General features: G+C 45.5%; 9 protein-coding genes and 1 rRNA gene. 9 read left to right on the forward strand and 1 reads right to left on the reverse strand.

Features of this window, described 5'->3' with window-relative positions:
• The first annotated feature begins 10 nt into the window (after positions 1–10).
• The 6 genes from rrf (at position 11) to U1I11_RS20325 (ending at position 8031) form a co-directional block, all read left to right on the forward strand.
• A 5S ribosomal RNA gene (gene rrf, locus U1I11_RS20300) occupies positions 11–127 on the forward strand.
• A gap of 279 nt (positions 128–406) precedes the next feature.
• On the forward strand, positions 407–2209 hold the full coding sequence (locus tag U1I11_RS20305; RefSeq protein WP_322907955.1) for a sensor histidine kinase: 1803 nt from the start codon (positions 407–409) through the stop codon (positions 2207–2209).
• A gap of 148 nt (positions 2210–2357) precedes the next feature.
• Positions 2358–3131 (forward strand): response regulator transcription factor, encoded by a 774-nt coding sequence (locus U1I11_RS20310; RefSeq protein WP_322907956.1) that lies wholly within the window; start codon positions 2358–2360, stop codon positions 3129–3131.
• Positions 3132–4098: 967 nt separating this feature from the next.
• Positions 4099–5400, forward strand: a complete 1302-nt coding sequence (locus U1I11_RS20315) for an extracellular solute-binding protein (protein WP_416235642.1) — start codon at positions 4099–4101, stop codon at positions 5398–5400.
• An 846-nt stretch (positions 5401–6246) separates the two neighbouring features.
• Positions 6247–7125 carry a carbohydrate ABC transporter permease gene (locus tag U1I11_RS20320; protein WP_322907958.1) on the forward strand — a complete coding sequence of 293 codons (879 nt, stop codon included), beginning with the start codon at positions 6247–6249 and terminating at the stop codon, positions 7123–7125.
• A 15-nt stretch (positions 7126–7140) separates the two neighbouring features.
• A complete protein-coding gene (locus tag U1I11_RS20325) occupies positions 7141–8031 on the forward strand; it encodes a carbohydrate ABC transporter permease (RefSeq protein ID WP_322907959.1) in 891 nt (296 codons plus the stop codon).
• 563 nt (positions 8032–8594) lie between these two features.
• Here U1I11_RS20325 and serS read toward each other — a convergent pair.
• Positions 8595–10034, reverse strand: a complete 1440-nt coding sequence (serS, locus tag U1I11_RS20330; RefSeq protein ID WP_322907960.1) for a serine--tRNA ligase — start codon at positions 10032–10034, stop codon at positions 8595–8597.
• A 772-nt stretch (positions 10035–10806) separates the two neighbouring features.
• Here serS and U1I11_RS20335 point away from each other — a divergent pair.
• Genes U1I11_RS20335 through U1I11_RS20345 form a run of 3 tightly spaced genes read left to right on the forward strand, consistent with a single transcriptional unit; the run spans position 10807 to position 12903 of the window.
• On the forward strand, positions 10807–11265 hold the full coding sequence (locus tag U1I11_RS20335; RefSeq protein WP_322907961.1) for a CtsR family transcriptional regulator: 459 nt from the start codon (positions 10807–10809) through the stop codon (positions 11263–11265).
• Positions 11266–11291: 26 nt separating this feature from the next.
• Positions 11292–11816: a protein-arginine kinase activator protein McsA gene (locus U1I11_RS20340; protein ID WP_322907962.1), complete on the forward strand. Its 525-nt coding sequence runs from the start codon at positions 11292–11294 to the stop codon at positions 11814–11816.
• A gap of 13 nt (positions 11817–11829) precedes the next feature.
• A complete protein-coding gene (locus U1I11_RS20345) occupies positions 11830–12903 on the forward strand; it encodes a protein arginine kinase (RefSeq protein WP_322907963.1) in 1074 nt (357 codons plus the stop codon).
• Position 12904: the final 1 nt, after the last annotated feature.

The raw sequence follows: 12904 nt of genomic DNA on the forward strand, positions 1-12904 counted from the left end.
ACAACTAAGGTTTGGTGATGATGGCGGAGGGGTTCCACACGTACCCATCCCGAACACGACCGTTAAGCCCTCCAGCGCCAATGGTACTTGGACCGCAGGGTCCTGGGAGAGTAGGACGTCGCCAAGCGAATGAAAAGACATGATCCATTTTGGATGATGTCTTTTTTTTTGTGCTTTTTTGCATTGTGAGGATTATGTTTGATTGAGACATCTATATAGGATGAGCTATAGGCAAAAGATACTATTGAGCTTTTGCAGACTATTTTATGAACGGAAAATAAGATATGTATGTTCTATTGTGCGACTTTCTGCTATTCTTACCTTTAATTGTATATTACATAATTGGTTGTTATCAACTATGCTAGAAGGTAGGGTATGTACAAAGTACAACAGAAAGGCGATGGATATGCTGCATGTGTTAAGAAAATGGAATACGCTACGTAATCAGGTGCTGTTTGTGTTTTTGTCAGTGATGGTGATTGTGTTGCTTGTAGTCAGTGTACTGACGTTTCGACCGATTTCATCGATGTTGCAGGCAAATACGGAACATCAGATTCAGCAAGTAGCAGTGGAGGCGACTGGGCGGTTTGATTCATTGTATGAGCAGGTGAATATGGTATCTAAGCTGGTAACGACGAATAGAAATGTGCAAAATGTGCTACAGCGTAAGTATTATAACAATGAAGTTTCCTTTAAAGATCGGCAGGAGTTAAAAGGGATTGTGAATACGATTCAAGCGAATTCGGACGGTATTTCTTCGTTTGAGTTGTATACAAAGCAATTGGAACGTGTGTTGCCATTGGATGGTGTCAGTCCATCAGGGCGACTTACGGATGAATGGATTGCTAGAGCGGATGAAGCGGGTGGTAGGCTTGTATGGATTGGGGATGATCCGACCGATAAAAATTATTTTTTGGCGATTCGGCGGGTAAATTTGATGGAGCAGCATTATACGAGTGGTGGGTATTTGCTTGTGAGTATGTATCGTTATTATTTTCAGTTTGCTAATCAGCAACTGGCGAGTGAAGCGGATCAATATTCGATTTTGCTGGGCAGACAGTTGGAGACGATTAGTTCGAATTATGGTGGATCATTGACTGCGATTATCGATCATCCACAGCAGATGCCGATAGTGGAATTGGAGGGGCAGCAATATATTATGGCGAGGCAGCCGTCGACAGTTACGGGATGGACGGTTTTGATTTTAACTCCTGTAAGCGCTTTATATGAAAGTATTCATGTACTGCGAAATGGAATTGTGTATGCTGGTGTGATTGGGATCGTCATTTATTTTATTTGTTCTTATTTTTTGTCGACTTTAATTACGAAGCCGATTTTACGGTTGACGGATACGATGCAACAGGCGATTGCAGGCCCGCTAACGTTGAATCCGAACATTCATACAGTCAATGAGATTAATGAGCTAAACAGTACGTATAATCAATTGGTCAAGGAAACGAATCATTTGATCAAAATGGTGTATGAAAAAGAAATTACACGCAATCGTAGTGAACTGAAAGCATTGCAGGCGCAAATTAATCCGCATTTTCTATTTAATGCTTTGGATGCACTGCGTTGGTCGCTGGAGGAAAAAGACCAAGAGGAGCTTGCCGAGCAGGTGGTAACGATGTCGAATTTGTTCCGTTATACGATTACCCGGCAAAGCGATGAGGAATGGGTGCTGCTGCGCGATGAGATTCGGCATATCGATAACTATATGGAAATTATGAAAATGCGTTTTGGTGAACGACTGCATTATGAAGTGTTGCTGTCCCCCGCAGCGGCACAGGTGCGAATTCCACGTCTGCTCATTCAGCCGTTGGTAGAAAATGCGGTTTTGCATGGAGCAGGTAATAAAAAGGGTGCTTGCACGATTACGATCTGTGCACAGCCTGATGTGCAGTACAGTCAATTGCATATCGTCGTGCAGGATGATGGGCCAGGGATGACAGAGCAGACGCTGGAAAAGGTACAGAGATCGATGGAAAACGGTGGATTTTATGCTCATATCGGCACAGATCGCAATGAACAGGCAACACGCTCGGAAGCAAATGGAAAGGGGATTGCGTTATCGAATGTGTACCAGCGGCTACAGTTATATTTTCCAGAACAAGAGGGATCGCGTATTCATATCCAAAGTGAGCCTAATGTAGGCACATGTATTTCGCTGGAGATTCCGTTTCATACAGCGGATGTGCGACATGGATAGAGGAGTTGCTGATTGCATAGTGGCTGGTGGAATTACTGCGGATTATATGCTGTATAGTTGGAATCTGTACGTCAATCATAAGTAAGCACTTTAAGTCATCATACGTAAGCAATAAAGCTAAAGCTTAATGGATTAAAGGAGGTACAGTATGTATAGCAAAACGATTTTGATTGTGGATGATGAGCCGCGTACACGGCAAGGTTTGAAAAAGGTACTTGATCAATGGTGTGAGGGGCGGTATCAGGTCATAATCGCGGAAAATGGGGAGGAAGCGATCGGGATCGTCAGTCGACAGCAGGTGCATGTGCTGTTAACCGATATTCGGATGCCGGAGATGAGCGGGTTGGCGATGTTACAGCAAATTCGTGCGCAAGGGCAGACACCGGTCGTTATTTTGATCTCGGCGTATTCGGAATTTGCCTATGCACAGGAAGCGATTCGGCTCGGTGTAGTCAATTATTTGCTGAAGCCGATCGGTAAACATGATCTGATCGAAGCGGTGGAAGTGGCGCTCGACGTTGCAGCAAAGCAATCGCGCGCGACGATTATTGAAAAGGTCGTCGATGATAGACTGGTACAGGTGAACGAGAAAAGCCAGACGGCGGGTGAACGGATTCGAGAAGCGATGCATTATATTGACACTCATTTGCAAGATGAGCTGACATTGAAGGAGCTGGCGGATTATATTCATTTGAATCCGAGTTATTTGAGTGTGCTGTTTAAGGAGCAGGTGGAGCTGACGTTTAGCGAATATGTGACTCGGCAGCGTATGCAGCGGGCGAAGGAATTGCTCATTTCCACTAGCCTGTCTGTTAGCGATATTGCGGAGCAGTCGGGGTATCGGACGGCAAAATATTTTATTAAAATTTTTAAGGAGTTGGAAGGGATGACGCCGAGTACGTATCGTAAATCGGTGCAATGAGTGGATAGTAGACGAGTATGGCACAGGCAAATATAAACAGACAGCAGTGATGAGTGGATGAAATTAAAGATATGCAGTTTGTGTAAGTTTTACTGCATGTGTAGCAGTCTTAACTACTACTTTGAACGAGATTAATTTTAACTTTAAATATGCTTTAATTTTTAACGATATAAGTTTCGGTACACAATCAAAGTTAACATTTAGCATGGTCAATGCGCTATTGCCTTGACTTTTTTAATAGCAGCTTTAAATCCACGCGCTCGCTCTATTTATAGCGGAAACCTATACATTTAAAGCGGTTAGCTTACTATTAGCTTGTTTTAAGTACTGTTACAGTCGGTCTAACTATCGTTTGATGATGAATAGATTAAGGTACGTTCGTTCAAACACAATTTCACTTGAGACAGCCTACTATTACGTCGACCAAGTTGAATTTGAATTTTGATGGTGTACTGACATACTTATAAATAAGAGCTTGAGCTAGCTTCAAAATTAAGATTAATCTCGGTCAATATACGATGAGCTTGACCTTTTTCAATATTGGCTTTACATCTGCGATCTCTCCTTCATTCATAACGGAAACCTATGCAATGGTAAACTATATATTGAGAGCGGTCGTCTTACTATGCAGCAAGGGATGAAACGATTATACGATTGGGTTGATGTGTGTAGCAAGAAGTGAAGCGGAATTGGTGGGAACGCTGTAAAATATGCGTTCTGTTTTTGTTGGGCGGACGTTCGTTTGAGAATGGAGCGCTCTATTTATAGTGTGTGGCAAATGGACGGTATAAGGATGTAGCGTATATATTTGGCTACGAATGTAAAATGTCCAAAGAAAAGAGAATTTTTACCAATCGCTGTTGCCTTATGTGGATTTCTGCCAACTGCTAGACTTGAACTATAGTCAAACGGCTATGAACCCATAAAGGAGGTAGTTTCATTGTTTAAAAAGAAAGCGCTTCCCGTCATGCTGGCTTTATTGCTTATACTGTCTTTTGCGCTTGCAGGCTGTAGTTCTTCCGCTAGTAATGCGGATGGCAATAATGCATCCGGTAGCGGTGGACAGACGGTGATCAAATTTATGCATTTATGGCCGGAAGGCAGCTCAAAAGCACAGTATACGATCGTGAACGATATTATTAAAGATTATGAACAGCAACATCCGGATGTGAAAATTCAGACCGAAATTCTTGGCAATGACCAATATCGCGAAAAGCTGAAAGTACTCGCTTCTTCCAACGAATTGCCGGATGTGGGCATGACTTGGTCGGACGGCTTCCTCAAGCCTTATGTGGAAGGACAGCTTTTTGCACCACTGGATGATGTGATCGATGCGAATCTTAAAGATGCCTTTATCCCTGGTGTGAAAGAATCGTACGCCATCGATGGCAAAACATACGGCATGCCGCTGGAGCTGAACATTTCCTATATTTTCTACAATAAGGAAATGTTCAAAAAATACAACCTCCAGGTACCTAAAACATACGCGGAATTTAAAAATATCGTCAACACATTGAATCAAAACGGTGTCATTCCGGCAGCGGTTGGCAATAAAGAAGGCTGGCCAGGTTCGTTCTGGTTTATGTATTTGGCAGATCGCATTGGTGGCCCAACGATTCTAACCGATGTGATTCAAGGCAAACGCAGTTTTAATGATCCTGATATTTTGAAAGCGGCGACCGAAGTGCAAAATTTAGTCGATATGAATACGTTTGAAAAAGGCAATAGCGGTTTGTCCAATGATGAAGCTAAAGGTTATTTTATGAACGAGCAAGCGGCGATGTTCCTGACCGCAACATGGGAGCTGCCAAACTATACGACCAGCCAAGATGTAGCACAGGAGTTTAAAGACAAAATCGACTATTTTAAATTTCCGCTTTATGAAGGCGGTAAAGGTACAGATATAAACAGCTATGTCGGTGGGCCAGGTGTCGGTCTGTTTGTAGCGGATCATTCTCAGGTGAAGGAACAGGCGAAAGATTTTGCCGCTTTTCTCGTCAAAGAGTGGGGCAATAAATCGGTCACCGATGCGGGTGTCATTCCGGCAACAAAGGTTGATACGGCAGACAAAAAGCTTGATCCGATGTATGTGGAAATTTTGAAAGATTTGAGTGGGGCTTCTAATGTAACGACATATTTTGATACACAGGCGAGTCCAAATGTGGCGGAACTGCATCACGATCTGATCGCAGCGCTGTTCGGCAAGCAGATCACACCGCAGCAATTTGTCGATCAAACGGCTGCTGCACTGGCAGAGGAAAAGCAATAAAATCGTTGTGACAGGTGACAGGTGACAGGTGACAGGTGACAGGTGACAGGTGACAGGTGACAGGTGACAGGTGACAGGTGACAGGTGACAGGTGACAGGTGACAGGTGACAGGTGACAGGTGACAGGTGACAGGTGACAGGTAGCAGCTGGCTGTTGTCTGTCATGTTGCCGACTTTCATTATGCCGAATAGTACCCAGACCCCGTTAAATATTAGATTGGGTTATGTGCTGGTGTCGCTATAATTAAGAGCTTGAACCTAATTCAATATTCCAATTGATCTCGGTTTAGGTAATCGTACACTGACTTGAATAAAAATCATGTTTAAATGTACCTCAACGCGTTGGTGATTAAGCGATGATGAGATAGGCAGATGCTGAATTTATCTGAGGCAAGTTAATAGTAGCTTGCCCATGTTAAATATTAATTTTAATCGTATAGTGATATTTCTTTCGCGCAAGTATTGAACTCACTTGAACATTCAAATGAATCGTGATCAAAGTCATAACTAGCAGTTTGTCTTAAATACATTTACAGTTTGTCGATCTAACAATCGCTTGGCGCTGAATCGATTTAGGTACGGTTAAACGCAATTTTCATTTGAGACAGCCTACTAGGATGTGTCGGCGTTGCCAACACGATCGGAATGTGCGGCTGATGGTGTAATAGGTCGATTTTGATGCCAAATGAATAGCTTGTTTTGTTCCAGTTCAGCGATGTCTATCTCATCATAACTAGCTGGTAAATGAGTTTGGAGATATTCCAATTTGATTTTGGATAGAGTCAACATACCGGTTGTCTGTCATAAGTTGTAAAGGGGAATGGGATCAAAGGGAGGCAATCCATTATGAAAGCTGTCATGTCCAACAGAGCCGCAATTGCGATGTATGTGCTACCGGCGCTGCTGCTGATTCTAGTTATTATTTATATCCCGCTCGTGCTGACCGGTTATTATGGCATGATGGAATGGAAAGGCTTTGCACCGATGAAGTTTATCGGGCTGGGCAATTACAATAAACTGATCCATGATTCGATGTTTTGGAAAAGTACGTATCATTCGGTATTACTCGGCATTTTCTCGACGCTGAGCCTGTTTATTTATTTGGCGGTATCGATGGTGTTAGCAAGCCGGATTAAAGGTGCTAATCTGTTTCGCAAAATTTATCTGATTCCGATGCTGTTATCGTCGGTTGCGATTGCACAATTGTGGTCGAAAATTTATGATCCGTCGAATGGAATGCTAAACAATTTGCTAATGGCATTTGGCGTGGAAAATCCGCCGTTATGGCTGTCTGATCCGAATATCGTGCTGTATTCGATTTTCGTACCGATCGTATGGCAGTATGCGGGCTTTTATATCATCATTTATTATGCGGCATTGAAAAATGTGTCGGAGGAAGTAGTCGAAGCGGCTACGATTGATGGTGCGACACCGTGGCAAGTGGCAACACGCGTAAAATTGCCGCTCATTGCCTCTGTATTTAAAGTGACGATCGTACTTGCGCTGGTCGGATCGCTCAAATATTTTGACCTGATCTTTGTCATGACCGGGGGCGGACCAAACCATGCTAGTGAGGTCATGGCATCGTACATGTATGGGGAAGCGTTCAGCAAATACAATTTTGGCTATGGCAGTGCGGTTGGCTTTGCTTTGTTAGTCATTTGTTTGTTGATGACCTGGTTGATTCGCAAACTGACGGCATCGAGCGAAGATGTCCAATACTAAGGAGGGAATGGGCAGATGAGTGAATTTGCTGCACGTAAGCGATCCCATACAGGTACGAAGACAAGCGTAGGCGCCAAATGGATCGGACGGCTCGGTTTTGGTGTGCTGTATCTCGTACTGGGTATACTGGCGATTATTCAGATTTATCCGTTAATTTGGCTGTTTATGTTTTCGCTAAAAACGAATCAGGAAGTGTTTGGCATGTCGCCGTTTGCGCTGCCACAACAGCCGCAATGGAGCAATTATCCGAAGGTGTGGAGCCAGGGACATATTAATTTGTATTTTTTGAACAGTGTCTGGTATACGGTGGTGGCGGTCATTTTGACGATTGCGCTGGCAAGTTTGGTGACGTTTGCAATTACACGGATGCATTGGAAGCTGAGCAAGTTGGTACTGGGATTGTTTATTATCGGGTTGATGATTCCGCTGCATTCGACATTGATCCCGCTGTTTAACTTTTTCAAACATGTGCATTTGATCGATAATCCGCTATCGGTTATTTTATCGTATACGGCGTTTAATTTGCCGGTGACGATTATGATTTTGCTCGGCTTTTATCAGGCGATTCCGCGTGAAATTGAGGAGGCGGGCGTAATCGATGGTTGCTCGGTGCACCGGATATTTTTCCGAATTGTGTTGCCGCTCACTTCGCCGGTGATCGCTACGACTGCAATTATTAATATGATTTATAACTGGAATGAGTTTGTGTTTGTGAATACGTTTATTAGCTCGGATCGGTGGAAGACGTTAACGGTTGGGGTGAACAATTTTGTCGGGCAATATTTGACTGATTGGGGCGCGATTGGGGCGACATTGATGATTAGTATTGTGCCGATTTTGGTGGCGTTTTTGCTGCTTAGTAACCGGATTGTGGAAGGGTTGGCTGCCGGATCGGTGAAGGGGTGAGTGTGGGGGAAAGGTCGGATGGACAGTGGGAAAGCGATTGGATGTAGTTAAGGATAAGAGTAGTCGGTATGTTGGTGTTGAAATGGAGCCGCTTCGGTTGAGGAAGCGGCTTTGTTGTTGTTGTAAGATGGATGAGCTTAGGAATGAGCGATATTAAAATAGGGATCGGGCTGTGAAGAACGAGTGAAGCGTGCAAGGCAAGTGTGGGAAAAGGATGCAAAAAGTGCGAACCCCAAGCTCACATGAAATCCCTGGCAGGTTCGCACTCCTTGCTGGGCAAGGGATTGCGGCGTTTTTATTGTGTTTTGCTGACTTTTCGGCTACCCTAAAAGGGAGGTTCGCACTTTTGGGTGTGAAATGCCTTGTGGTGTAAGGGGTGAAAGTGCCCGCAGTCGCTCTCCGTGCGAGGGCGTGGATTGAAATTGGTAATGCATTAATGTAAGCTAAATGTGCTTTAGCGTCGCTCTCCGTGCGAGGACATGGAAATTACAACAGCACACAAACAGCCCGCGTAAAAGCGGGCTGTTTGCACACTGCTAAAATTAACTGTATTTCACAAACGATCAATCACAATCCGCTACCCCCATTTCCAACTTCTCCATCCCATTCAAATACGGACGCAATGCCACCGGTATATAAACACTTCCATCTGCCTGCTGGTGATTTTCCAACAACGGAATCAGAATACGCGGCGAAGCGACAGCGGTGTTATTGAGTGTGTGACAATAGCGCAGTTTGCCGTCTGCTGCCCGATAACGAATATTAGCGCGGCGCGCTTGGAAGTCATGCAAATTCGACGACGAATGGGTTTCGCCATACGCCTGACGACCGGGCATCCATGTTTCGATATCGTATTGTTTGTACGTTTTTTGCGACATGTCACCGATGCAGACGGCGACAACTTGGTATGGCAGTTCTAGCAATTGCAACAGTTGTTCCGCATTGGCGGTAATTTCCGCATGAATCTGTTCTGATTGCTGCGGGTCGGCTTCGCACACAATGACTTGTTCCACTTTGGCAAACTGGTGTACACGGTACAATCCGCGCACATCTTTACCCGCCGAACCAACTTCGCTGCGGAAACTTTGCGAAGCGGCAGCCAGCTTGATGGCGCCAGCGCTGAGATCGACGATTTCATTTTGATAATACGAGACGAGCGCGACTTCCGATGTGCCGGTTAGCCAGTGATCTTCGTTTTCGATTTTAAACGTTTGCTCAATGCCGAGCGGGAAAAAGCCGGTATTTTGCAGCGCTGCGCCTCTAACTAGCATCGGCACTTCCAGCGGTGTATAACCTTTGCCAAGCAGCAGATCAAAGGCAAGTTGCTGTACAGCACGATGCAGCAGCACACCGTTGCCTGTTAAATAATACTGGCGGCTACCGCTCACCTTCACGCCTCTCGCGGTATCAAATAAACCGTGTAGCTCACCAAGTTCAACATGATCTTTAAGCGGAAAAGGAAACTCCGGCACGGTTCCATATTGCTTCAGCACCACATTGTCTGCATCACACTGTCCATCCGGTGTATCCGGCGCGACGATATTGGGCACAAGATTCATTAATGTATCGTATTGTTGCTGAATCCGTTCAGCTTGCGGTTCCAATTGCTGCAATTGCGCATTGATGTGTTTGGCGAGTAAGCGCATTTGCTCGGCATCGGCTGGAGCATGCGCATAAGCGTGCTGGTGCGCTGTTGGGAGTGTACCGCTCGCCTTGGCACTCTGTTCACGATCATCGTTGGCATACACGATTGGCGTCTGTGGACGTTCAGCAGGATGATTGTGGCTGCTCGTCTTGGCAGCTGTTTGCTGTTGTTTCATCTGTGCGCCGATCTGGCGGGTAAGCTGATTGCGCTGTTGGCGTAGCTGCTCCATTTGCTGCATCAGTTGATTGCGCGCCTGATACGTGTGCAGTAGCTCGTCAATCGACAGCTGGATATGTTTTTTGGTGGCAATGTCCTGTAGCAAAGTGGCATGTTGCTGGATGTACTGAATGTCTAACATCGGTATTCGCTCCTTTGGCAGAGGGCAGCATCTGCGCTGCCGCTTATTTGGCAAAACACAAAGAACGCTCCTCATCAACTTGGGACGAGGAGCGTTCTGCTCGCGGTGCCACCCAATTTAATCAGAGACAACAGCCTCCGATCCACTCAGGTTCCGCGATAACGGGCGAATACCGTTTAACTTAGGGACATTACTGCAACCGATCATGATGCTATATCGCAGTAACGCCTTGACGAGAACGCCTCCGGGTTGGATTCCCTTCACAGGCGATTTGCCGAATATGGATTTTGTCACAGTGTACAGGATGTGGAGGAAGGAGTCAACAGGATGAATGTTAAGCGGATATAAATGATACTTTCCATCATAAGCTTGCGTACTGCTTCTCAAAGCCAAACACTTTGCTGAAGAAAAGCAAATCAAAGATCACACTGTAAAACACCAAAACACCGTTCTCCTCTTGGCAAACCGGAATTTTATGGTATAATATTATAAAGTCAAAGAAAGTCAAAGTCAGCGAGCAATGGCTTTCATTACTGTTAGCCACAGGAACGATATTTTGCTAGGCAAACTCCTGTTCATTGCATCTTGTGTTGGGGAATGATAAACACTGGAAATGGATGTTGTGATATTTGGAAATAGTAACCTAAATGTCACAATAACTGTGTTATGCATTCGTTTCTGACCATGAATGATATGGTTAATTGTTATTTATGTGGACTTTGATATTATCATTGACGAATTCATGTTTTAACTATACATGGAGGAGGATACGATGCGTAATATCTCCGACATTATCGAACAATATTTAAAACGCATGCTTCAGGAAGGTGAAGGCGCACTGGAAATTCAGCGTAATGATTTGGCTGACCAATTTTCCTGTGTACCATCACAGATCAATTATGTAATCAGCACTCGCTTTACGCTGGAAAAAGGCTATCTGGTGGAAAGTAAGCGTGGTGGCGGCGGTTATATTCGCATTCGGCGGATTGAGCTACCTGCGCAATCGACGATTCATACCCATATCCACGAAAGTATCGGTCAAAGTATGAGCCAGAGCGCTGCCGAAGGGCTGATTTATCAGCTGTCGGAAGCAAGGCTTATTTCCAAGCGTGAAGCTGAACTGATGCGTGCGGTTGTATGTAGAGATGTCATTTCAATCAATCTTCCCTATAGAGATGAAGTGCGTGCAAGAATGATGAAAGCGATGTTAATCGCCTTGCTCGGTTCTTGATCACTCGGGAGAAGGGGGTTACTTGAATGATTTGTCAGGAATGCCAGCAGCGACCGGCTACCCTGCATTTCACCAAAATCGTAAATGGCGAAAAGACTGAGTTTCACATTTGCGAGCATTGTGCGCGTGAAAAGGGAGAGCTGATCCCAGGCACTTCCGGCGGCTTTTCTATCCATAATCTGTTATCCGGATTGATGGATTTTGATGCAGGTAACAAAGCGAAGGCGACCGGTATGCCGACACAGCAGCTGCAATGTCCGGAATGCGGAATGACCTATGCACAGTTCCGTAAGCTGGGACGGTTTGGTTGTAGCTCGTGTTACGAAACGTTTGACCGTCAGCTTGATCCGATGCTTAAGCGTGTGCATGGCAGTACCGCGCATGCGGGAAAACTGCCTGCTCGTGCAGGTAAACAGATCAAAGCAAGGCAGCAGGTGAACGAGCTGCGCCAGCAAATGCAGCAACGTATCGCTGAAGAAGAATTTGAACAGGCAGCGCAGCTGCGGGATCAGATTCGCGAGCTGGACAAGCAAATTTCACAGGAGTTATAAGGAGGAATGACGTATGTCGAATCTCCGTTTTACCGAAAAGCCTTTGAGTGAATGGATGCAAAAAGGCGGAGATTATGCGGACGTTGTAATCAGCAGCAGGGTGCGAATTGCCCGCAATCTGGTGCATCAGCCATTCCCGATTATCGCTTCCACCGAGCAAGCCCAGCAAGTGCGTGAACGACTGACCGCTGCGCTGCATGATGAAGGTGTGCAAGCGCAGGGACCGTTTGAACCGCTTATGTTGGATGAGCTGGATGATGTGGACAAGGAAGTGTTAATGGAGAAGCATCTGATCAGTCCGAATTTGATCCATGACTCACGCGCTGGAGCGGTATTGCTGGCGGAGAATGAATCGGTGAGCATTATGATCAACGAGGAAGATCATTTGCGCATCCAGTGTTTGTATCCGGGCTTCCAATTGGAAGAAGCATGGCAGCGTGCTACCGCGATCGATGATGCATTTGAACGTGTCGTTGACTATGCGTTTGATGATCGGCGTGGATATTTGACCAGTTGCCCGACTAATTTGGGCACCGGGCTGCGCGCATCGGTCATGCTGCATTTGCCTGCATTGGCGATTATGAATCAGATCGGCCGCATTTTAGCAGCGGTATCGCAGGTCGGTTTGGCAGTGCGTGGGTTGTATGGTGAAGGTAGCGAAGCACTCGGGAATATTTTTCAAATTTCCAATCAGATTACACTCGGTCTGTCTGAACAGGAAATTATCGATAATTTGCGCAGTGTAGTCATGCAGATTATCGAATACGAACAACATGCACGCAGTCGGCTGCTGGGCGAATCGCGCCTGCGTATTACCGACCGGATTATGCGCTCGTATGGCATTTTGACGTATGCAACGATGATGGATGCGAAGGAAGCGTTTCAGCGCATATCCGATGTGCGGCTCGGTGTGGACCTCGGTTTGATCGACCGTGCTTCGGCAGGTCAGATGAACGAATTGCTGATTATGACACAACCGGGTTTCCTTCAGAAAACGTTCGGTGTTAAAATGGGATCAGGAGAACGCGATATGTACAGGGCGCAGATGATCCGCGATACACTAAGTGATGTACACGCAGAAGACTAAA

Source organism: Paenibacillus campi (genome assembly GCF_034659835.1).
Lineage (GTDB): Bacteria > Bacillota > Bacilli > Paenibacillales > Paenibacillaceae > Saccharibacillus > Saccharibacillus campi.